At 52.3% G+C, this 22,081-nt stretch carries 19 protein-coding genes; 8 read left to right on the top strand and 11 right to left on the bottom strand.

Features of this window, described 5'->3' with window-relative positions; genetic code table 11:
* From VMT62_15450 to VMT62_15440, 3 genes are all read left to right on the top strand, one after another.
* On the top strand, positions 1–699 hold a 699-nt coding region (locus VMT62_15450; GenBank protein ID HVN97825.1), incomplete at its 5' end, for an IS3 family transposase.
* A gap of 602 nt (positions 700–1,301) precedes the next feature.
* Positions 1,302–3,047, top strand: coding sequence for a metallophosphoesterase (locus VMT62_15445; protein HVN97824.1), 1,746 nt, complete (start codon positions 1,302–1,304; stop codon positions 3,045–3,047).
* Between the two features lie 431 nt (positions 3,048–3,478).
* On the top strand, positions 3,479–4,339 hold the full coding sequence (locus VMT62_15440; protein ID HVN97823.1) for a 4Fe-4S binding protein: 861 nt from the start codon (positions 3,479–3,481) through the stop codon (positions 4,337–4,339).
* A 172-nt stretch (positions 4,340–4,511) separates the two neighbouring features.
* On the opposite strand, the gene VMT62_15435 is transcribed toward VMT62_15440, so the two are convergent.
* Positions 4,512–4,754 carry a hypothetical protein gene (locus tag VMT62_15435; protein HVN97822.1) on the bottom strand — a complete coding sequence of 81 codons (243 nt, stop codon included), beginning with the start codon at positions 4,752–4,754 and terminating at the stop codon, positions 4,512–4,514.
* A gap of 407 nt (positions 4,755–5,161) precedes the next feature.
* Entirely contained in the window at positions 5,162–5,632 is a 471-nt protein-coding gene (locus tag VMT62_15430; protein ID HVN97821.1) for a response regulator, read from the bottom strand.
* Between the two features lie 295 nt (positions 5,633–5,927).
* On the opposite strand from VMT62_15430, the gene VMT62_15425 reads away from it, so the two are divergent.
* The 4 genes from VMT62_15425 to VMT62_15410 all read left to right on the top strand — a co-directional run bounded on the left by VMT62_15425 (position 5,928) and on the right by VMT62_15410 (position 14,754).
* Positions 5,928–6,326: a hypothetical protein gene (locus VMT62_15425; protein HVN97820.1), complete on the top strand. Its 399-nt coding sequence runs from the start codon at positions 5,928–5,930 to the stop codon at positions 6,324–6,326.
* 117 nt (positions 6,327–6,443) lie between these two features.
* Positions 6,444–7,190, top strand: coding sequence for an SDR family oxidoreductase (locus tag VMT62_15420; GenBank protein ID HVN97819.1), 747 nt, complete (start codon positions 6,444–6,446; stop codon positions 7,188–7,190).
* Between the two features lie 167 nt (positions 7,191–7,357).
* Positions 7,358–10,609 (top strand): ATP-binding protein, encoded by a 3,252-nt coding sequence (locus tag VMT62_15415; GenBank protein ID HVN97818.1) that lies wholly within the window; start codon positions 7,358–7,360, stop codon positions 10,607–10,609.
* Between the two features lie 236 nt (positions 10,610–10,845).
* A complete protein-coding gene (locus tag VMT62_15410) occupies positions 10,846–14,754 on the top strand; it encodes a PAS domain S-box protein (protein HVN97817.1) in 3,909 nt (1,302 codons plus the stop codon).
* A 56-nt stretch (positions 14,755–14,810) separates the two neighbouring features.
* On the opposite strand, the gene VMT62_15405 is transcribed toward VMT62_15410, so the two are convergent.
* Positions 14,811–15,809: an aldo/keto reductase gene (locus tag VMT62_15405; protein HVN97816.1), complete on the bottom strand. Its 999-nt coding sequence runs from the start codon at positions 15,807–15,809 to the stop codon at positions 14,811–14,813.
* Between the two features lie 343 nt (positions 15,810–16,152).
* Between VMT62_15405 and VMT62_15400 the strand changes: the two genes are divergently transcribed.
* Complete coding sequence (locus tag VMT62_15400) at positions 16,153–17,916, top strand: glycosyltransferase family 39 protein (protein ID HVN97815.1); 1,764 nt, start codon at positions 16,153–16,155, stop codon at positions 17,914–17,916.
* On the opposite strand, the gene VMT62_15395 is transcribed toward VMT62_15400, so the two are convergent.
* The 8 genes from VMT62_15395 to VMT62_15360 form a co-directional block, all read right to left on the bottom strand.
* A complete protein-coding gene (locus tag VMT62_15395) occupies positions 17,852–18,490 on the bottom strand; it encodes a HAMP domain-containing sensor histidine kinase (protein ID HVN97814.1) in 639 nt (212 codons plus the stop codon). The two genes, VMT62_15400 and VMT62_15395, sit on opposite strands and share 65 nt — an antisense overlap.
* A 207-nt stretch (positions 18,491–18,697) precedes the next feature.
* The gene (locus VMT62_15390) at positions 18,698–18,895 is read right to left on the bottom strand and encodes a ferredoxin (protein HVN97813.1); all 198 of its coding nucleotides are present in this window, start codon (positions 18,893–18,895) and stop codon (positions 18,698–18,700) included.
* Positions 18,896–18,990: 95 nt separating this feature from the next.
* Entirely contained in the window at positions 18,991–19,467 is a 477-nt protein-coding gene (locus tag VMT62_15385; GenBank protein ID HVN97812.1) for an Hsp20/alpha crystallin family protein, read from the bottom strand.
* Between the two features lie 84 nt (positions 19,468–19,551).
* Positions 19,552–20,001 carry a universal stress protein gene (locus VMT62_15380; protein ID HVN97811.1) on the bottom strand — a complete coding sequence of 150 codons (450 nt, stop codon included), beginning with the start codon at positions 19,999–20,001 and terminating at the stop codon, positions 19,552–19,554.
* A 78-nt stretch (positions 20,002–20,079) separates the two neighbouring features.
* Complete coding sequence (locus VMT62_15375) at positions 20,080–20,631, bottom strand: hemerythrin domain-containing protein (GenBank protein ID HVN97810.1); 552 nt, start codon at positions 20,629–20,631, stop codon at positions 20,080–20,082.
* Positions 20,631–20,996, bottom strand: coding sequence for a DUF488 domain-containing protein (locus tag VMT62_15370; protein ID HVN97809.1), 366 nt, complete (start codon positions 20,994–20,996; stop codon positions 20,631–20,633). Before VMT62_15370 ends, VMT62_15375 begins: the two co-directional genes overlap by 1 nt.
* The gene (locus VMT62_15365) at positions 20,993–21,667 is read right to left on the bottom strand and encodes an ATP-binding protein (protein HVN97808.1); all 675 of its coding nucleotides are present in this window, start codon (positions 21,665–21,667) and stop codon (positions 20,993–20,995) included. The genes VMT62_15370 and VMT62_15365 overlap by 4 nt, the downstream gene beginning before the upstream one ends.
* Positions 21,668–21,691: 24 nt before the next feature.
* Entirely contained in the window at positions 21,692–22,024 is a 333-nt protein-coding gene (locus tag VMT62_15360; GenBank protein ID HVN97807.1) for a glycogen-binding domain-containing protein, read from the bottom strand.
* Positions 22,025–22,081 lie beyond the last annotated feature (57 nt).

The following is a 22,081-nucleotide window of genomic DNA, read 5'->3' as shown; positions in this document are numbered from 1 at the left end:
TACGGACGATACGGATACAGACGGATAACAGCCATGCTGAGAAGCGAAGGATACAAGGTCAACCATAAGAAGGTGGAGAGGATCTGGAGACAGGAAGGGTTGAAAGTACCGAAGAAGCAACCCAAGAGGGGTAGGCTCTGGTTGAACGACGGTAGCTGTGTACGATTACGCCCTTTACATAAAGACCATGTATGGAGCTACGACTTCATCTCAGAGAGAACAACAGACGGACGGGCATTCAGGATCCTTGCTGTCATCGATGAATACACCAGGGAGTGCCTCCATATCACCATAGCAAGACAATTGAACTCCCAGGATGTACTCAATGCACTCTTCCATCTCTTCGTCATGAGGGGTGTCCCAAACTACATAAGATCGGACAACGGGCCTGAGTTCACCGCTAAGGCGGTACGGAACTGGCTCAATGGTCTCGGAGTGGGTACCCTCTTCATAGAGCCGGGAAGCCCCTGGGAAAATGGTTATATAGAATCGTTCAACGGGAAGTTGAGGGATGAACTCTTAAACCGGGAGATCTTCACCACCCTCATGGAGGCAAAGATACTCATAGAAGGATGGAAAAGAGAATATAACACCATCAGGCCGCACAGTTCCCTGGGGTACAAGCCCCCAGCGCCTGAAGCAGTGATGGCTCATGACGGATATTTTATGGAAAGACTCACTCTGAAGGTGGTACAATGAATGGGGGCAGGTCATTGGTTATTGTCGTGGTGGTGGAACGCCCCAAGAAGAAGACCGGTGATAACGAGGACACCGAGGCAAAGCGCTAAACCCCGGCATATTTTGCGGCCCGATTCACTGGAAGAATAAACCATGTGTATTTATATACATTCCTCAAGAGGCTGTCAACAATCCAGGAGTCTCTCAGGGCTGTAACCATTTTCAGGCTTCTCATGCAAAGTCGCTTTCTCGAGGACAGATCATACATACTACCCTTGAATGAGAAAGAGGGTTAAACGATAGCGCATCTTTTTTAACAGAGAATTAACGTCTTCTATCCATCCGATTAACAATAGACGCGTAAGGTTATCCCATGGACAGGTTGGATTCCCAGACAGTGAAGAGGAAGCGAGGACGCCCTGTTCGTACACGAGGCATCGGGGAATAAAGCCGGGTGGGCGGCGGTCCTTGAGGTGGCCATTGCTTTGCGGAGAATCCCGAGAACACGATCTCGAAAGGCGCGCAAGGAGGTGAAGAGCGAGGCAGGAGCGAATATCAGGATAGAACAAGGGCGCAAACTTGGAGACAAATCCGATAAACACCAAATTCAGGAGGATATAGTTATGAAGAAACTATTTTGTGTGCATAGGCAGAGCGTTTGGGCGCTTGCACTGGCCATTGTGGTGACCGGCTGGGTAACAGGCGCGTCAGCGAAACCATGGAAGTTTGGCGTTATGGGGGATACACAGTGGACAACTGCCGATCCCGCCGGTACAAATCCCTACACCGTGCCCGTTTCTATTATTGACCAGGTTGAGCAGCAGTTCATCAATGCAGGCGTGAAGTTCGTAATCGAGGTAGGCGACCTCACAGATGATGGAAACGACATTTCCGAAACGACCCGTGCGAACGCGGCACAGGCCCTGTATAACGCAGGCATAGGCTTCTTCCCGATGCGTGGAAACCACGAGACCTACGGCTCCGGAAACAGTTATGCCATGCCCATTTTTAAAACAAGTTACCCGCAGACGCAGTGCGTGGGCCCTCACGTTTTTGGCGCGCATGACTGCACCAGCCCTACCCTTCCCAACCCCAATTCCACCGACCTTCTCGGCTTGAGCTACAGCTTTGACTACGGCCGTAGAGGAAACAACGCCCGCTTTGTCATTATCGACCCCTGGGTAACCCCGAGCGTGGATGTCAATGCCGCCGGCTATGATTTCGGGTGGTCCATCGCGCAACAGCAGGGGTGGATTAACGACCGCATCAACAAGATGACCCGGGGCGCCGAGCATGTATTCGTTTTCTCTCACCAGCCGCTCATCGCGGAGAACCATCAGGATTGCATGTTTCAGGGTTACACCAACGCCAATCCATCCATGCAGAATGCGTTCTATGCCAGCTTGCAAAATAACGGCGTAGCATACTACATTTCGGGTCATGACCACATCCATCAGCGCTCGCTCGTCGTGAGCCCAGACAGCACTCACAGCGTCCACGAGCAGATCTGCGCCTCAAACAGCAGCAAGTTCTACACACCCAAGACATTGGACAATCCCAGCTGGTTCGGCCAGAAGTCCCGTGAGACCTCCCTTTCCCAGGAGAAGTATACGGTCGGCTACTACATCTACACGGTCGACGGCCCTCGTGTGACGGTCGACTACTATTCCGACAGCCATGGCAACTGGCTCTCAGATGCGAATTATCCTGATGGTACGAACGATCTGGTCAATTATCCGCTTAACGTCACGCCCGTCTTCAACTTCGTGAAGAAAGAAACGTGGGGTTACAGCCAGAACGGCAAAGAGATCCTTGTGGCTCAGGGCGGGAGCTACGTCCTGACCGATGACACGTTGAAGGCTCTCTTAAACGGAGAGGGTGGCTATGTAGGCACTAAGGCACAGATCCTCAATGGCACCAACAACAGCACGGCAAGAGACGGCAGCCTCAATACCACAGGCGGCGTGGGTCGAGAACTGACCAAAGCAGTCGATACCGGATGGGCCCCGAGAAACGAAGATACTATCAGTGACATATTCTTTCTGTGGGGGCTCGGTGAACTCGGCGCCACCACCACCGATACGTATGCGGTGTCCGTCTCCTTCGAGCCGAGAATGGTGCGAGAAGGCGTAAAACATGTGTTTCTCGCCACCAGGGATGGTCACGGCCACTGGGTAAAAGCAGGCAATAACTTCGTGGTTGGTCCGTACGAGTCGCACTACTCAGTCGGTACCTATGGCGTCGATCCCAAGACCAAGACGGCCTGGGCCGTAACTAACCAGGTGGGTGGGGAATTCGCCGTTATGCAGGGGTACCCTGAACACGAGAAATGGGAACGCGGCGATCACTTCGAAGACAAGATGTTTTAACCGTCTCCGGCCAGGGGGGCTATTCAAGAAATAGATCTCCCGTAAAGATAACGTTGCAGGCAGGGATCGCTTTCGATCCCTGCCTTTATTTGTTCATTCTTTTAGGCAAGATTAGAAGGAACTTACACGCAGATACGCGCACAGGTGCCTTTTTAGTGGAAAACCTTGCAGACCATTTTCCGTGGTATAATAGGTGCGGATGAGTCAAGAAAGCGTGGGAGATGAGGCTTCAGCACAATCGGCGCACATCACAGCCATCCGGCGGAATCGGGCTGAGCCTTCTGCGGAGAACATAAAATTTGTGTTCTATCCTCGGATCACCATATGATTATCTCCCCTGCGCGAGCAGAACAAATTGCAAAAGCCTTTTAGATCGGGAAAGGCAAAGTCGAGAAAGAACCACTCCTCATTGAAACCAAAGGAGAGCACTCATGAGTGAACCAGAATTTGACCTTGCAGAGTTAAAAAAAGTCGGGATGATTCAGCAGAAACAGAAAGAATACTTTGCCTTGAGGCTTCATGCGGTGGGAGGCGATTTTACGGCTGACCAGATGAGGAAAGTGATTGAGGTGGCGGAAACCTATGGCAAAGGTCGCATCCATCTGTCGACGAGGCAGGGCATCGAGATTCACTTCGTCCATCACACCAACCTGGAGAAAGCCCGCAAAGAACTCGAATCGTCCGGTATCACTATGGGCGCGTGCGGTCCCCGTATCCGGATCGTGACAGCTTGTCCCGGAGAAGCGACCTGTAAATTCGGTATCATAGAAACGAAGGAGGTTGCTCAGTACCTTGACAGTACGTATTTCCGGCAAGACACACCGTACAAGTTCAAATTAGCCGTCACCGGCTGCCCTCACAATTGCGCCAAGGCAAACGAGAACGACATCGGCGTTATGGGTGGCATCATACCGGTGTGGAATGAGGCTACCTGCGGTGACTGTATGGTCTGTGTGAACGTCTGTCCTACCGGCGCCATGGGCAAGGTGGGCGACGGCTACGTCATAGAATCGAAACGATGCATTAATTGCGGCATCTGCGCATCGCAGTGCCCCACTGGGGCATGGTCTGTTCTTGAGAGGGGCTATATTCTCTGGCTGGGAGGCACGCTGGGTAAGTTACCGCGACTCGCAACGAGATTACCCGGACTCATCTCTCAGAAAGAAAAGCTCTACGAGATGATCGAAAGGGCGATTGGGTATTACAGGAGAGAGGGACGCAAGAAGGAGAGATTCGGACATACTTTGGAGCGTATGGGAGTGGAAAAGGCACTGCAGGAGATTGTAAGATAGGACTTAGTGTCTCTTTAACCCGCCCCGCTCATTATTATGTCCAGCCATTCAAAAGACTCTTGCGCGACTTTTAGGCCAGTCCATATCGGCAGGAAACTGGTTAACCTTAGATTACCGAATATCACTCCCTATTAATCTCATCTGTTATCTCATTCGCACCTTTACGGAAATTTCAGCGATCTCCGGGCGGCCGGAGATTGAAGACTGCTATAAGGGTGTGTGCCTTCCGCACGTCACGGGGTGAGAGATCAGGTGGCACGCCCTTGGCGCCGAACCGTTTCTGAACCATATACCGGGCGCAAGCCGAATGGTCGCCGTGGCAATAGTCCTTCTTGATTAGTTCCGGACGGTCCGGCATTTTTTTCATTTTGCCCTGAAAGAAAAAACACTCCCGCAGATATTCGCAGTCTTTCATCGCTCGCCTCCACAAACGAATTCCAGATAATAGGTCCATCCAAGCGTGTTGCGTGTAGAACCAGGCAGTGAGCTAGGGACTAACCGTGAATGGACAGCTATAGCAGCCCATTGGTTTGACCCAGCATTTACAATCTCCGGACGGGTAGGAGATTGAGGTGCCTTCTATAAGATGGGGATCTGTACTCGCCGACACAAATATCTCCCACGTTTATTATCGGCATGATTCGAAATAACTTAAGCCCCGCACCTCACCCGCGCTCTACCCCGCTTCTGCGCAGCTCCCTGTTTCCAAGAGACGTACCTCACTTCGCAGTACAGCAAGAATGTTTGCAAGGTGGATTCAAGAGGCAAAACAGAGCGGATTGAGCCAAAAAACAGGTATTGATCACAACATATTTAGTATTGTCACCACTGGAACTGGTCTTTCCACTCAGAAGATCCAAACTTTCTGGTGTAGTAATCCCCAAGTTTCCCCATGAGCCCTTTCCATCCCGATCGGTAGTCATACTGGAGAACATCTTCAAGAAAAGGAACTATCTCGCCCAGTTTATCCTTCGGCAAATAGGCCATCGCACCCATATCGTGGGATTTCTTCAGCGCCTCAGGATTCAGGGCATGGGCCGTGAGCATGGCAACCTTACATCTTTTCGCAACGGCGATTTCGAGCAAATCGAACCCGCGGACGCCCATAATATCGAGAACAACGAGATCGTATTCATTCGCCTCGAGAAGCTCCGCTGCATCTGCAAAATTCATCGCCTTCTCGATTTTGCAGTCAGGACACGCGTCGAGTATTTCCTTTTCAAGGACTGCCAGAATATCCGGTTCATCGTCAACGAGAAGCAGCTTCTTCTGACTCAGAATTGATTCTTCCATAATTACCTCCTCATATCCTTATTACTCGATCCATGCTCCCTATGATGTCTCGATCCTAAACAAATATATCATATGGAGATGTCTCTTGACAAACTCAATTGGTTGGATAGAGACAGGTTCTCTCTCATTTCACGGCTGCGATTCGCGTTATTCTTCTTGAAAATCTCCCCGTATTGCAAGAGAATAAGTACGTATGGTAAAGAGGGGTACAGGTTACGGAAGGAACATGGGCTCATTCGCCGATTGATCCACGACATCCGGTCGGTGGAGCCATAAACGCTGGCAAGGGGATAATATGGAAGAGGCTCAGACCCACGTAGTGAGAATCTATGCCGATGAGGAGGGTAATTCTTGCCTGGAAGAGCTGCCGATCACCGCAGGGAGATCCCCCGGTCAAACCCGGCAATCTTTCGTCACGGCGGGGGCGGAACTTACGCTCAAGGAATACAGGGCAAAGTATTCCAACGACTGGCATCTGGTACCGTGTCGCAGGTTCGCCATTACGATCGTGGGTGAGCTTGAGGTTGAGGTCTCAGGCGGTATCCGACGGAAGATTAACACGGGCGAGCTTGTCTTCCTGGAGGACACCCGGGGCACAGGGCACGTCACTCGTCTTTCCGAGCGGGTAACAAACCTCTTCATCGATGTGCCTGATACCTTCGACGTTGTCGCGTGGGCCCGGGGCGACACGTGACACCCGCGTGCTTGCTGCGTTTAGCTTGTTGGGCATTGCCGGATGAGTATACTATGGCAAGAGACGAACGGGCTCAGAAAACATTACCCTGTAATTCGCGGGAAAGGAGTCAGAATCATGGACAATAACATTGAAGGAAAAATCGTGGTCATTACCGGCGCGAGCAGCGGACTGGGTGAGGCAGCAGCGAGATACCTCTCGGCTCAAGGCGCGACCGTTGTGTTGGGCGCCAGACGCGCCGACCGTATCAAGTCAATCGCAGATGAACTGGCGCGCAAGGGCGGCAAGGCGCTCGCCGTAACAACAGATGTCACGCACTTCGATGAGGTCAAACGATTGGTCGACACAGCCGTGAACGCATACCGGCGTATCGATGTGATGATCAACAACGCCGGGCTCATGCCCAATTCGCCCATCGAGCGTCTCAAAATCGACGATTGGGACCGGATGATTGACGTGAATATCAAGGGCGTGCTGTACGGCATTGCCGCAGCGCTTCCCTATATGAAGAAGCAGATGGCCGGACATATCATCAATGTCTCCTCCATAGCCGGCCACAAGATCCCCCGTCCCGGCACTACTGTATATGCGGCGACCAAGCATGCGGTGCGCGCGCTTTCCGAAGGTCTGCGTCAGGAGGTAAAGCCCTATAACCTGCGCACAACGGTTATATCTCCGGGTGCGGTAGACACAGAACTGCCCGAAAGCGTCACTGAGGCGGACATACGGGAGAACGTACGCAAGATTTACGAGATAGCTATTCCGGCTGAGTCTTTCGCGCGTGCAGTCGCCTTCGCCATAAGCCAGCCCCAAGACGTGGATATAAACGAGATTCTGTTCCGGCCCACGCGTCAGGAGGTCTAAGCCGGCGATGGTGATACCCAAATCCCTAACCATGCTTACGTATTGTTACCCAGGCGTCCTCCGGCAACAATCCATACTCGCTTTCCTTCACCCCATGGTAGATTTCCCGCAGAGAACTTATATTTAGCAAGACCATCAGGCTGAGAATTATAGAAAGGGGAGCGTCCATGATCAGGAAGTTTCTCTCGTTGCCTATTCGCACCCATCTTATTATCCTCCTTTCCATTCTGGCGTTCCCCTGTATCGTTCTTATAGTCCGGTCGGGCATTGAGCAACGCGGCAACGCCGTAGAGAATGCAAAGAAAGATTGTCTGGCGGTCGTCCGGACTATCGCCGCCGAGCAAGCAGTCGAGGTCGCGGGGGCCGAGCAGTTAATGACCGCGCTCTCCCTCGTCCCTGAGGTACACGCCCGAAATATCGCGGCCACCAACGTGCTCCTCGCCAGTCTTGTGCGGCAAAATCCACAGTACGCCAACATCGTCATAGCTGACAAATCGGGTTCGATCTGGGCGTCGGCGCTACCGTTTACCGGAAAACGGTCCATGGCGGATAGAAAACATTATCAGGACGCGATCCAAACCGGGACGTTCGCGTCGGGCGAATATAATGCGGGCAGGATTACGGGCAGAGGCATGATGGGCTTCGGCTATCCGGTAAAGAACGCCTCGAATAAGATCATCGATGTGATAGCGGTCTCTGTTGACCTCGGATACAGCCAGCATACGTTCGAGAGCATCGCCCCCGGCGCCGGGACGTCGTTCAGCATAACCGACCGTCAGGGCACAATGATTATCAGGGACTTGAGGGACTCTCTTTCGGAAAGACTCATCGGAAAACGTGATACTAATAGCGAGCTTTTTACCAGGGCTCAGCAGGGCCCCGAGGAAGGGACCTTCGAAGCCATGGGCAACGATGGCCGATTGCGGCTTGTTGCCTACAAGAGGTTGACCCTTCCCCAGGCATCCGAGCCGTACCTCTACGTGCGATCCGGCGTACCACTCGCCTTCGTCACCTCAAAGGCCAATGCGGCGATGTCTAAGAATCTGGGTGCTGTGGTGCTCCTTTTCGGAATAGGATTCTTGATAGTCTGGTTCCTTGGAAAACGCGTAATAGTAAGTCCTATCATGCGTCTCAAGGAAGCATCGCGTGAGCTCGCCACTGGCGAACACACGGTCGTGGCTTCTCAGGTAGTGCGGGTCAGAGAACTTCGAGACCTGGCACGAACGTTCGATGGCATGTCGACGTCTCTTGCGGAAAGAGAGGCTGCCCTGCGTGAGAGCCAGAGCCTTTTGCGCGCGATCATGGAGAATACTTCCGATCCCGCGTACGTCAAGGACGCTCAAAGTCGGATCCTTATGTGCAATCCGGCCATGGGGAAGGTTGTCGGTAAACCTCTTGACGAGATCACAGGCAAAACCGACAGTGAGTACTATGGTAACCCGGTCGTGGGTGAGATATTACGCACCCATGATGTCTATGTGATGGAATCAGGCCAGTCTTTGACCCTGGAAGAAACAGTTCCAACACCGGACGGTGATCGAACGTTTCTTTCCAACAAGGCGCCTTATCGGGACGTCTCAGGCAATATCATCGGCATCATCGGCATATCTCACGACATAACTGAGCATAAGCGCTCAGAAGAGGCCGTGCTCAGGCATCTGGCGATTCAGGATGGTATAAGCAAAATATTAAGGGCGGCGCTGACGAGTGCAACCGAACGAGAACTTGGCCGCATCTGCCTCGACGTTTCCGAAAAAATCACAGAGAGCAAATTCGCTTTTATCGGCGAGGTCGGCCGAGACGGCCATTTGTACGACATTACAATCAGCGACCCTGGCTGGGAAGCCTGCACCATGTACGATAAATCAGGACACCGCAGGCCTCCGGGCAATTTCCTCGTGCACGGTCTTTATGGATGGGTGCTCTCGGAGGGCAAGTCATTATTCACAAACGACCCCTCGAACCACCCGGGTAGTATCGGCCTTCCCGATGGCCATCCGGCGCTCACTGCCTTTTTGGGTGTTCCGCTCGTAAGCCAGGGAAAGGCCATCGGGATCGTAGCCGTGGCCAACCGGCCAGGCGGCTACGACCAGGGACGACAAGAAGCCCTGGAAGCGCTTGCACCCGCCTTAGTGGAATCCTTTGAGCGCAAACGCGCCGAAGAGGCTCTGCGCAGGGCCCGCGACGAACTTGAACTCCGCGTCGCCGAGCGAACCACCGAACTTCAAAGCGCCCACAATACCTTGAAGGCAGAGATAGCAGAGCGTAAGCGTCTTGAAGATGAGCTCCGTCAGGCCCAGAAGATGGAAGCGTTGGGAACGCTCACGGGCGGCATCGCCCACGACTTCAATAATATCCTTGCCGGCATCATCGGCTTCACTGAGATGGTTTTAGATGATGATCTTCCTCCGGACAGCCCGGCAATAAGGCACCTCCAACTTGTGCTCAAGGGTGCTTTGAGAGGACGCGACCTGGTGAAACAGATGCTCACCTTCAGTCATAAGACCGAGTACGATGTCAAGCCCATAGCGCTTGCTCCCCTTCTTAAGGAGACCGTCAAATTGCTTCGGGCCTCGATACCTACAACCATCGGAATCGAACTTAAGACACCCGCAACATCCGATACAGTCCTCGCCAATGCTACCGGGATACAGCAGATCATCATGAACCTTGCCACCAATGCTGCCCACGCCATGCGGGAAAATGGCGGAAAGATGACCATAACCTTATCCGACGCATACGTCTCGCCCGATCAAGAGTCTAAACCGGGCGCATACCTGGAGCTTATCGTAGAGGACACTGGAGTGGGCATAGATGCGAGTGTTCTGCACAGGATATTCGAGCCTTTCTTCACCACCAAGGAGACGGGCGAGGGTACAGGCATGGGGCTTGCGGTGGTCTACGGGATCGTCAAAAGCTTAAACGGGAACATCTTCGTTGAGAGCACGCCGGGGGCGGGATCTACCTTCCGGGTTGTTTTGCTCAAGGCCGAAATGGAGGAACCATCCGAGGATTCAACCTCCACGGCACTTCCTACCGGGCATGAAAAGATACTCTTTGTAGACGATGAGGAGATGCTGGCAGAATTGGGCGAGGACATCTTGAAGAGATTAGGGTACAGGGTCGCCTCAGCGACGAGCAGTAGAGAAGCTTTGAAACTCTTTTACCAGGATCCCTTGAGCTTCGACCTCGTCATCACCGATCAGACCATGCCTGAGCTGACGGGGCTGCGTCTGGCCGAGCGGCTACTCACCGTGCGCCCTGATCTTCCCATCATCCTCTGCACCGGCTTTGGCGACGGCGTTGATTCCGAGACGGCGAAGACGGCAGGGGTTAAGGGGTTTGTCATGAAACCCCTGGTGAGAAAGGAACTCGCCCAGATGGTAAGAGACGTGCTGGACGCCAAAGGTGAAGCCTGACGCCGTGGTGCGCCACCGTTGGCCGACCCGTTTCGGACTACAACCTCAGATAGCGCCTGGCGCACCCCCCTTTTTGCACAAAGACAAAAATATGATATATTAACGATACGCGTATTCCACGAGTGCGCCTACAACAGGAAGATACGCAAGGATACCGCGGGTAACGTCCCGAGATGATTTGTATGATCTCAACGGCGTTGTGTGCTGTGGGTTAGTAATACGCTCGTGGAGGGAGAATGAAGGACCTATCCAAAGCAAAGCAGGCTTTGCTCCAAGAAATATCTTCTTTAAAGGAAAAGATACGAGAACTCGAACAAGCCAAAGATGCGAGCGGACTTACTGAAGCGCTTCGCACAGAGGAAGAGCACCAGCGTTTGTTCGAGACCATGACCCAGGGGGTTATCTACTACTCGGCAACGGGCGAAATGGTTTCGGCGAATCCCGCCGCTCAGCGAATTCTGGGGCTTTCTCTCGAGCAGATGCTCGGAAAAACATTCGAACGCGCAAATTGGAAGCTGATCCGAGAGGATGGCTCCGAATTGCCCGCTGAAGAACATCCGATAAGGACGGTCCTCAGGACAGGCAAGCCGGTTGAGCGTTTTGTCCTGGGCATCCTTAATCCGGTCAAGGACACGCTCACCTGGCTGTCGACGAGCCAGATCCCGCTGTTTAATCAAGGAGAGACCTCGCCCTTTCAGGTATATGCCATGTTTGATGATATCACTGACCGCAAACTGGCGCAGGCTGAGGCCGAACACTTAGCATCGTTCCCCGAGCTTAACCTCAACCCGATCCTGGAAGTAAACTTGTCGGGCGAGATCATATTCTGCAATCCGGCCACGAAAAGAGTACTGAAAGATCTCGGCGGAAATGAGAGAGACCCCCACGTGTTTCTTCCCCCGGACTGCCAGGCTATCTTGAGAGACTGGAACAGAATAAATGATTTTACCCTGGTTCGGGAGATATCGGTCAGGGACAGGATCTTTGGCGAAACCATTCATCTTGTGGCCCGATTCGGCGTCATGCGCATCTATGTCAGCGACATCACCGAATACAAGAGATCGGAGGAGGCTTTGCGCATAAGTCAGCTCCGGCTCTCGGAGGCGATGGATCTCGCTCACATCGTTTACTGGGAGCATGATCCCATAGCCGGACTATTCATTTTGAACGATCCTTTCTATGCTTTGTATAGGACCACGGCCGAGATGGAAGGCGGATATGAGTTAACCACAGAAGAGTTCGCGAAACGGTTCATACATCCTGACGATTTGCCGCTCTTAAACGGTATCATGGGACAGACAGGCGCGGCAACGGATCAGGAATCCTTGACCGATTTTGAGCATCGCATCATTCGCCGCGATGGAGAAATACGCCATGTTCTCGTGCGCAGAAGGGTAGTGACGGATGATTCTGGCCGGATTGTGCGAAGATACGGTGTAAACCAGGATATCACGGAACGCAAACGGGCGGAGCAGAAGATCATAGAGTCGGAGCGATCTCTCCAGGCAATCCTTGCCGCTTCCCCCATAGGCATCGGCCAGGTGAAAGATAGGGTCATCCAATGGGTAAACGAGGCCATGTGCCAACTATCCGGCTATACGCTCAAGGAACTTAAGGGCAAAAGCACCAGAATTTTGCACGAAAGCGATGAATCATTCAGGTTGGTCGGCGAGTCCCTCTATACCATCGGAGAAGCCGAACACAGACTGGTAAGGAAAGACGGGACCTTGCGGGATATCTTCGTACATATCTCAACAACAGGCAGTTATTCCTTCACCTTCACCGTTACCGATATAACGAGGCTCAAACAAATCGAGAGAGACTTAAAGAAGAGCGAACTGCTCTATCGCACCTTGGTAGAAACATCATCGGAAATCATCATGCTGAGAGACGCCAACCGCAAGCGCGTATACGTGTCCCCGAACGTCACCAAGGTTCTCGGATATACCGTTGATGAGTTTCTCGCCGAAAGCCGGGCCGGCTTCGTGCACCCCGATTCAGCCGCAGCGGTGGATGCCACACGCCCCTGGGCCCTGGCGCACCCGGGTGAACCTGTGCATTTCGTAGCAAGGGGCCGCCACAAAGATGGCAGCTGGCGATGGTTTGAGTTTACGGTGAGAAACCTACTCCAGGACCCGAACGTGGCTTCAATGGTTTTCAACCTCCACGACATCACGGAGCTCAAAGAAGCTGAAGAAGCCTTAAGAGCAAGTCAGCTTCACTTAACCGAAGCAATGGACCTCGCCCATATCGTCTACTGGGAGTTCGATCCGGAGGCACAGACATATATATTCAATGATCCCTTCTATGCCCTGTATGGCACAACGGCCGAGCGGGAGGGTGGGTATAGAATGACAAGAGAAGAGTACGCAAAACGGTTTATATACCCCGATGACTTACCCCTATTCTATCAATTTGTGAAACAGAATACATCACGATCGGAACTCAATTCCGTTGGGCAGATTGAACACCGCGTCATTCGTCGCGACGGTGAGGTGCGTCATATAGTGGGGCGAGCAAGCGTGATTAAGGATGACTCCGGCCGCATCGTCAAAAGATACGGAGCAAATCAGGACATTACGGACCGAAAGAAAATGGAAGAAGCATTGCAGGAAGGCGAAGAAAAATTCAGAAGAATGTTCGAAGAAAGCCCTTTGGGTATGGTGATGGTCGACTCTGGTTTCCACTTTATCAGAACCAATGCTGCCTTCTGCAGAATGCTCGGGTATACGGAACAGGAACTGGCTGCACTCACATTCAAGGACATAACGCATCCCGAGCACCTCGATAGCGATGTGCGTAACGTAGGGGACCTGACCAGTGGAAAGATACCTCTGTACCGGACCGAGAAACGATATATCCGCAAGAATAAGACCATTCTTTGGGGATCGATTACCGTGAACATAATCCGTGACCGGGACGGTCAATTTTCGCATTTTCTTACCACGATAGAGGACATCAGCCAGCGGAAGCAAGCCGAAGAAGAGAAGAGACGTCTCGAATCCCAACTCCACCAGGCGAGCAAACTGGAGGCCATCGGTACACTGGCCGGAGGCGTTGCCCACGATTTTAACAATATCCTCACCTCGCTTTTGGGATATGCAGCACTGCTCAAAATGAAGTTGAATAACCCAACCCTGCAAGCGTACGTGGATCAGATTCTCTCCGCTTCGCATAAGGCCACGGATCTGATTCAAAGTCTTTTGGCGTTCAGCAGACAACAGGCAATCAGGCTCGAACCGGTGAGCCTGCACCGTATGATCCGAGGCACGGAGAAGCTTCTCAAACGCTTGCTCACAGAAGATATACGCGTTAGGACGATGCTATCGGAAGAGGACATTACGATCATGGCTGACGCGACACAGATCGACCAGATACTCTTTAATCTCGCCACCAATGCGAGAGACGCCATGCCGCAGGGCGGAGCCTTGACCATAGAGACAAAATCGGTGGAGTTAGACAACGACTTTCGGCGATTTTACGGATTCGGCGAACCGGGCCGCTATGCCCTTCTCGCCGTTTCGGACACAGGCGTGGGTATGGACGAGGCTACAAAGGAACATATATTTGATCCCTTTTTTACCACCAAGGAGGTGGGAAAAGGAACCGGACTCGGGCTTTCGACGGTTTACGGGATCGTGAAGCAACACAACGGTTATATTAACGTGTACAGCGAGCCAAACAAGGGAACGACCTTCCATATTTATCTGCCTGCCGTGGCTAAAGCGGGTGAGGATGACGCTTCCGCCCCCGCCCCGATCAAAGGAGGCAACGAAACCATCCTGATCGCAGAAGATAATGAACCACTCCGCACGCTCATTGGCAAGATACTCATGGAATACGGATATAAGACCATTGAAGCCGTTGACGGAGCGGACGCAGTTGAACAGTTCAAGAACGCCGTGAGCGTTGATCTTCTCCTCCTGGATTCTGTTATGCCAAGAAAGAACGGATGGGAAGCGTATCAGGAGATACGTAAAATCAAGCCGGATATTAAGGTGGTCTTCACGAGCGGCCACACGAGAGACGTGTTTCTGGATAAGGGGATTGAGGATGGAAAACTCAATTTCCTCAAAAAGCCTATCTTACCCCAGACCCTCTTGCAGAAGATTCGAGAGGTACTCGACCACGAGGATTCAAATTGAATCTAACCACACACCTTGTGTCAGCGGCATGGGTCGGGTCTTTACTATCCTCACTTCTATCCATCCCGTTCGCTATCGAGTTCCTTGAGCATGGGAGGGGCATATCGTTCCCCTGCTGAGGCCCCGAGCGGTACCGCTGCCTCAATTCTCACAAGATCCTCATGAGTCAGCGCCATGTCGCAGGCGTTAAGTGCGTCCGAGAGATCTTCCCGTTTACGCGCCCCTATCAGGGGAACGATATCCTTGCCTTGCGTGGCCACCCAGGCAATGGCAAGCTGTGAGACGCTCACACCCTTCTCATGTGCCACAGCACCAAGCGCCTCAACAAGGGCGAGGTTCTTCTCCAGATTGGGGGAGGTGAACCGCGGGTATCTCGCCCTCAGGTCGGAGGAAGCAGCCCTCTGTCTGTGCGAGCGGTTACTGATAAGGCCGCGCGACAGCACCCCGTATGCGGTTATTCCTATGCCCAGCTCCCGACAGGCAGGCAAAATTCGCGATTCGATGCCTCGTGAGAAAAGTGAGTATTCTATCTGAAGATCGCAGATAGGATGCGCGGCTGCGGCGCGGTGGATTGTCCCGACGCCGACTTCCGAGAGGCCGATATACCGGACATACCCGGCCTTCACCATTTCCCCGATTGCGCCGATGGTCTCCTCTACGGGCACGGCCCGGTCAAGCCTGGCGGGACGGTAAATATCAACATAGTCTACGCCGAGTCTCTTGAGCGAGTATGCCAGAAAGTTCTTCATGGCTTGCGGCCTGCAGTCGTTTCCGTTCCAGTTGCCCGCGGGATCCCTGAGCGCGCCGAACTTCACGCTTATGAGAACGCGGTCCCGCCCCATATTCTTCAGGGCTTCACGGATCAACATTTCATTATGTCCCATCCCGTAAAAATCGCCTGTATCGAACAAGGTGATCCCCGCATCGAAACCGGCCCGGATCGTCGCAATACTTTCCTCATCGCTTGAGGGGCCGTACAGGCCTGACATGGCCATGCATCCGAGACCGATCGCAGATACCTCCACCTTTTGCGGGCCAAGTAACCTCTTATCCATAAGCGATCTCCTTCTCAAATCGTCATTCTTTGCAAGGGACGTACCTTCAAATTACCGGATACGTATCATATCTGTGATGACCTTTATGCCACAGTTCCCACAGCCCCTCGCAACCTGGGTCTCATATCTACATCCTGCGACCCGCGTAATCACATTGATACACGATTACCACACCGGGCCGTCGCAGTCAATACATGGCCCAAGCGAGCATGATCCCGGGCGGGTAGCGCCGGCGTCTTGCCCAAGATTACCGATTGGTAATAATCCGGCAATGTTCTGGTTAAGCGGATTGGTATATGATAGATTGTCGTAAGGGAATATTTGTTCAAGGAGAAATCATATTATGATCGATCACAAGAAACAGGTTTATAGGTACCTGATCCTGCTCTTCATCACGGTGGTGCCTCTTTTTTCTCTCGGTATCTCAAATCACGGTCTCTGGTCGGCCGACGAGCCGAGGGTGGGCGAGATAGGTAGGGAAATGGCCCTTACGGGTAGCTGGGCTGTACCTACGCTCAATCAGAAGCCCTTTCTCGAGGAGCCGCCGTTCTATTACGGCGCGCTTGCGCTCACCTTTAACGCCTTCGGTATCTCTGACAAGGTCGTAAGAATCCCTTCGGCGCTCTTTGCCTTTGGATCGGTTCTCGTTCTCTTCTTCATGGCAAATTTTCTCTACGGCCCCAGGGTTGCCCTCATCTCAGGCATCATCCTGGCAACAACGGGCGAGTTCTTCCGGGTGGCCCACTGGGTCATCGTGGATGGCGCTCTCACGTTCTTCGTCATGAGCGCCATGGCGTTGTTCGTCGCTGGCTACCTCGCCCAAAGCCAGAAAAAGAAGCTTCTCTCATATGCCCTCTTCTACGTAGCGTGCACGCTTGCCTTCTACACAAAAGGTTTTATCGGTATTGTAATTCCTGGTTTAAGCATCCTCGCCTTTCTCGTCCTTGAAAAGAATTTGAGAGAGATCCTGAAAATGCGACTCTGGCTTGGTTTTCTCATCTTTATCGCTATGACTTTGCCCTGGTTCATCGCGCTCTGGCGCGCGGCAGGCTCAGAGTATCTCAACGTCTTTTTTGTACATAATCATCTCCAGCGATTCCTTCCGGCAAGTTTAGCTGGTAAGATTTCCACAAGTGCGTCGGGCCACCACAACCCGTTCTACTATTATGTTACGGAATTTCCCAGCGGCTTCCTTCCCTGGAGCATCCTGATCATACCGGTCCTCTGCCATGCCTTTTCCAGATCCGTTCTCTTAAAGAGCGCCTCCGATCACCGTTCAGGTACGGGCCGCTTGCTAGCCAAATGTTGGTTCTTCGCTGGAATTCTTTTCTTAAGCGTGGCATCAACCAAACGAACTCTCTACCTCATGCCAATATTCGCACCCATGGCCCTTCTCACCGCATCATATATCGACTGGACCATAATATCTTCGACGCAAAAGAAACTCGGCACTCTTTTCCACTGGGTCTTTAGCGTGTTTCTCCTCGTGATCGGTCTCGCCATGACCCCTGCCTATTTCTTTTTGAAGAAGATGTTTCTCTCGGGCGTCTCTGCCGGCTTTTTCATCGCGGTACTTGCCTTCGCCATCCTCGTTACGGCCGCCTCGGTGGCGTCGATCACATACCTTTCTCGTAAGAGTTTCAAAACATACTGGGTTTCGATCACCGTTTCCATCGTCTTGTTGCTCCTCTTTGCATTGACCGCCATCGTGCCCATTCTCGATAAGCACAAGAGCTTCGTCCCCTTCTCACGGCATGTAGCTGCCATGGTGCCCGCGGGCGAACCTCTCTACGGCTATCAGCCCGATGAAACCTTAAGAGGCGCGGTGCCGTTCTATACCGGACGTTATGTCACCGAAATAGAGAACTTGAGCAACGACCTTCTCGACCAAAAAGAGCCCTTCTACATCATGATCAGGGACAAGAGAGAGGACCTGGAAAAGACATTATTGTCCAACGGCAGGCTCCATGTGCTGGTAAAACAGGAGATGGGCACGGACCGGACGCTCGTGCTTCTGTCGAATCAGGCCACCGAAAAACCCTTTATCCTGGGAGACCCGTTTCAGAAGGTAGGGAAGAATAGAAATGGCGGGGTAAAACAACCGTAAAGACACTGCCCTGGCGAGACGCGCTCTCTACCGTTATCGAAGCCTTAAGGGACGCGGCCAGGGCCTTTGCCAGACTCAGGCCAAGACCGCTGCCCGGCTCCGATCGGCTCTTCTCTCCCCGAAAGAAACGATCGAAGATGTGCGGCAGGTCTTGCTTAAGGATGCCGACACCGTTATCGCTAACGTGCACAACGATCCTATCATCCTCAGCGTATGCCTTCAAAGAAATCATGCCAGAAGGTCTACTGAATTTTATCGCGTTGTCCAGAATGTTGCCGAGAACGCGCTGGAGCTTGCGCCGGTCACTCGTAAGAGGCAGGGAGGCGGGCACCTCTACTGTTACGGCAATACCCTTATCCTCTGCCAGAGGCCGAAAAAGCTCGGCCGCATCATGTATGAGTGAGACCATGTCCATCTCTTCAACATTGACGCTCATAACGCCTGCCTCGGCCTCCGAAATGTCAAGCATGGTATTGATCATGTCAAGAAGATGGTCGCACTCAGAGACCATATCACCCGCCAGCCCACGCCACTCTTTATTCGAGTTCTCGTCCGTGAGCGCCGCCTCGGCCATGCCTCTCAATGAAACCGAGGCTGAACGAGGTAAGAGGGATGGCCTTGTCCTCGTGTGTCCCGTCCTAGGTACGGGCAGACAGACAAGGCCATGTTTGAGGGCATGCGTTGGTCCCCAAAAAGGGGCTTCTGTCATTCATCGGCCTTGAGGGCGAGCGACAGTCGGTCAAGAACCGCACCGTCCTTAGGTACCGGAAGACCGATCATTCTATCGCTCGATAACAATGGCCTCCACGGGGCACGAGTCGGATGCATCCTCGCACATCGTCTCGTAATCCCCCGGTATATCTTGATCCTCGCCAATGATATTTACTGCCAGGTCATCCTGCATCTCGAAAACTTGAGGACATATGACCACGCAGGTGCCGCATCCTGCACAGAGACTTTTATCGATAGTCACTCTCATAATATAATCCTCACGGGTAATCCCTTACGTATTTTTATCGCCGTCTCAAAAGCATAAAGCGCCTTTCGAATAGGCCCAAACAAAAACCCGTCCCGCTACTGCACTTTTACTTTCACCTCTTTCTTCTTGGCCTCTTCGGTCTTGGGCATCCTTATTTCGAGAATGCCGTCCCGGTACTTGGTCTTTATCTTATCGGACTGCACCTGAGCCGGCAGGCCGAAACTCCTTTTGAAAGAGCCGTAAGAACATTCCCATTTGTAGTAGTCTTTCTTCTTGACTTCCTCTTTCTTCTCTTTCTCGCCGGATATGGTGATCATAGAGTCCATAGGCTTCACGTCGATATCTTCTTTTTTCATACCCGGTAACTCAGCCTTGAGCACGATTTCACCACCCTCTTCGTACATATCTACCGATGGAGAAATCTCCTCCATGAGCGCCCTTGGTCTCGGAAAACCGACTATAGGAAAAGGTTTCCAGAAAAAGTCGTCAAACCATCTGTCGAGGTCCCAGGGGGCAGACAACGACCTTCCACTCTCCCGTTTTGCAACCTCCGTAGACTGTTTCCTTGCCATAAGACACCTCCTTGACCTTTGATATATGTCGGAGCTTCTTTGCTCTCCGGAGACACTCTTATTTATCCCGACCAATTGCCGGCCTCACGCCCTCACAAGGAGTACGGGACATTTTGCCCCTCTCGTGACCTTCTCGGCTACACTGCCTATGAGGTGGTGGAGAAGTCCCGTCTTGCCGTGAGAGGCTATGACAATAAGATCGATCTGATTTGCTGCCTGTATTCTCAATATCTCTTCCGAAGGCGGTCCGCCCTTGCGTATGTCCCGTTTGATATCGACAGATTTCGATTCAGGGATTCTGTCAACCTGCTCCTTAAGCATTCTCTCCGCCATGGCCATGCTGTCCTTTTCAAGTATCTCAAGCGTGCGGGGATCCATGCAATAGTCCATGGAGCATTGCCGGATAATGTCGACGACATGAATAAGGTAGATCGTTGATTTGTACTGCTTGCTTAAGTCTATTGCCTGTTCGAGGGCCTTGTCTGAATATGCGGAAAAATCTGTCGGTACAAGAATCCGTTTCGGCGTAAACATTGAGCCTCCTCTATCTGTTATCGCACAGCCGCCAGCCCGCGTGCGTGAGTTTTATTACTCACTCTGACTCGTTTCATTTCATCCGGCATATATCCGCTCACATCGATATAAGAGCCTTTTCAGGTTTTTCTGCCTCTTGAAACCGTTGTCCGGGCCACGGTCGCGCTCAAAATTCTTCATGAGCTTATTCTGTATTTCATCGGGGAGACCGTCTGCTGCATGAATGAGCCCCATATCCTCCTTTTGTATATGGGCCATGAGGAAAGGGATATACTCTCTCGCCCGGGTTAGGATCCTCTCCGGGGCGTTCTTCTCGCCTTTCCGGTAATCACACACGGCCTTGCACAGATGCCCCAACGATCTGCGCACCTCTTCATGTTCGCTCGCTATTTCTGCCAGAGCGCCCCAGTTTCTCCGAAAACCACTTTCCTCCAAAAGGGGAAACAGCAGGTCTTCTTCGTTTTCGTGCTGGTATGCATCGGCAAATGCGCCGATGAAATCGACTATCCGCCTGAGATGCTCTTCGTCGATATGTTTTTCCGGCTCCAGTCTATTGCAAATCCTGAGCAACATGCTCAGAATCCTCTTGATCGTGTTGTGCTCATTCTTTAAATACCTGGTTGGGTTCATCAGGCTATACCCGTCTCATTTTTCTTGATTTCGAGATACTCCTTGAGCGCCAGACCGTTGTTGAACTGTTCATCTTTGGCCCCATAAAGAAGCGTGATCGTCCCTCTTCTTTCCTTTTTTATGATCTCACTGACGAGGGCCTGTCTGCCTTGCAGTTCATTAAAATACCTGCGCTTGAATTCTTTCCACCTGGCCGGATCGTGGGAAAACCATTGCCTGAGCTCGGCGCTCGGCCCGATGTCCTTAAGCCAGAGACCGATTCTAGCGTCATCTTTGCTCACGCCCCGGGGCCATAGACGATCTACAAGGACCCTCAGGCCATCATCGTTCGCTGGTCTTTCGTATATCCGTTTAACCTTTATCACAGGAACAGCTCAGCTTTTGGCGGCCTGTTCAGGTAGCCATATTTCTCGTAGTAATCCGCGCTTGCGAACGAAGAAGGAAGCGGTATGGGAGAAATTCGGAGCAATTCTCTCCTGAGCAGAGGAAGATAGACATTGACTGTGGTGCCCATACCCAAAGCGCTCTCCACCTTCACACTACCGTGATGGTTCTGAATGATGGAGAAGGCCATAGGGAAACCGAGACCCTTGTCAACGCCTTGCTTTGTTGTGAAAAACGGCTCGTATATTTTCTCGCTGGTTATCTCATCCATGCCCATACCCGTGTCGGAAACGGTAAGAAGAGCGCACGGGCCGCGAGCAAGCCTTGTGCCCGTAAATCCGGACGCAATATCGGCAAAGCGGACCTCCTTGGTTGCAAGCACGAGAGAACCGCCGGACGGCATTGCTTCCACCGCATTTTTGATGATGTTGAGAAAGGCCTGTTTTATCCTGGTTGAATCCGCCATTATGACAAGTTCCTCATCGGAGAGGATCGTCTTTGTCTCAATGTCATCCGAAACGTACTCGGGAAGAATCAATTCCAGGTCTTTGACGATTCCATTGAGGTCATATTCCTTCAATCTCATTCTATAGCCGAAATTGAACGCCGGCAGACTTTTTACGGTAAAGATATCCGTCCCCTGGTTCCGCATGATACCCTCCTGGTTCTCAACCGTTTATACTCTGATGAGACTGTTGTTGGTGCCGAACTCGTTACACCGATACTCCATACATAACGGATCGTCACACCAGTCACCATCCACAAGAAAGCGATATTCATAGTCCCCGGGTTCGAGATAGATCACAGCCTCCCACATGTCCCCATCCTCCTCGTTCAGGATGAGGGGGCTTGCGAGCACGTCCCAATCGTTGAATGTCCCGGCCACCGCCACGTTCTTAGCCCGGGGTGCGCGCAGTTTGAACTGGACCTTTTTGCCTTTGCTGGTTTTGCTGCCGCTCGGCTTGCTCGCTTTCTTTGCGACTGTTTTCTTTGCGCTTGCTTTATTCATAATTCATTTCCTCCTTGCGTGTTAGTTGGCAGCGGATTGGCGCTGCGGTGCTCGGTA

The sequence above is a fragment of the Syntrophorhabdaceae bacterium genome (assembly GCA_035541755.1).
GTDB lineage: Bacteria > Desulfobacterota > Syntrophorhabdia > Syntrophorhabdales > Syntrophorhabdaceae > PNOF01.
Note: the sequence above shows the minus strand (reverse complement) of the source record. Positions and strands in the feature narration are given on the sequence as shown.

Bases quoted from the DNA above. Each gene is read 5' to 3' on its own strand.
- VMT62_15445 (HVN97824.1), top strand. From the start codon at position 1,302: ATGAAGAAACTATTTTGTGTGCATAGGCAGAGCGTTTGGGCGCTTGCA.
- VMT62_15440 (HVN97823.1), top strand. From the start codon at position 3,479: ATGAGTGAACCAGAATTTGACCTTGCAGAGTTAAAAAAAGTCGGGATG.
- VMT62_15435 (HVN97822.1), bottom strand. From the start codon at position 4,754: ATGAAAGACTGCGAATATCTGCGGGAGTGTTTTTTCTTTCAGGGCAAA.
- VMT62_15430 (HVN97821.1), bottom strand. From the start codon at position 5,632: ATGGAAGAATCAATTCTGAGTCAGAAGAAGCTGCTTCTCGTTGACGAT.
- VMT62_15425 (HVN97820.1), top strand. From the start codon at position 5,928: ATGGAAGAGGCTCAGACCCACGTAGTGAGAATCTATGCCGATGAGGAG.
- VMT62_15420 (HVN97819.1), top strand. From the start codon at position 6,444: ATGGACAATAACATTGAAGGAAAAATCGTGGTCATTACCGGCGCGAGC.
- VMT62_15415 (HVN97818.1), top strand. From the start codon at position 7,358: ATGATCAGGAAGTTTCTCTCGTTGCCTATTCGCACCCATCTTATTATC.
- VMT62_15410 (HVN97817.1), top strand. From the start codon at position 10,846: ATGAAGGACCTATCCAAAGCAAAGCAGGCTTTGCTCCAAGAAATATCT.
- VMT62_15405 (HVN97816.1), bottom strand. From the start codon at position 15,809: ATGGATAAGAGGTTACTTGGCCCGCAAAAGGTGGAGGTATCTGCGATC.
- VMT62_15400 (HVN97815.1), top strand. From the start codon at position 16,153: ATGATCGATCACAAGAAACAGGTTTATAGGTACCTGATCCTGCTCTTC.
- VMT62_15395 (HVN97814.1), bottom strand. From the start codon at position 18,490: ATGGCCGAGGCGGCGCTCACGGACGAGAACTCGAATAAAGAGTGGCGT.
- VMT62_15390 (HVN97813.1), bottom strand. From the start codon at position 18,895: ATGAGAGTGACTATCGATAAAAGTCTCTGTGCAGGATGCGGCACCTGC.
- VMT62_15385 (HVN97812.1), bottom strand. From the start codon at position 19,467: ATGGCAAGGAAACAGTCTACGGAGGTTGCAAAACGGGAGAGTGGAAGG.
- VMT62_15380 (HVN97811.1), bottom strand. From the start codon at position 20,001: ATGTTTACGCCGAAACGGATTCTTGTACCGACAGATTTTTCCGCATAT.
- VMT62_15375 (HVN97810.1), bottom strand. From the start codon at position 20,631: ATGAACCCAACCAGGTATTTAAAGAATGAGCACAACACGATCAAGAGG.
- VMT62_15365 (HVN97808.1), bottom strand. From the start codon at position 21,667: ATGCGGAACCAGGGGACGGATATCTTTACCGTAAAAAGTCTGCCGGCG.
- VMT62_15360 (HVN97807.1), bottom strand. From the start codon at position 22,024: ATGAATAAAGCAAGCGCAAAGAAAACAGTCGCAAAGAAAGCGAGCAAG.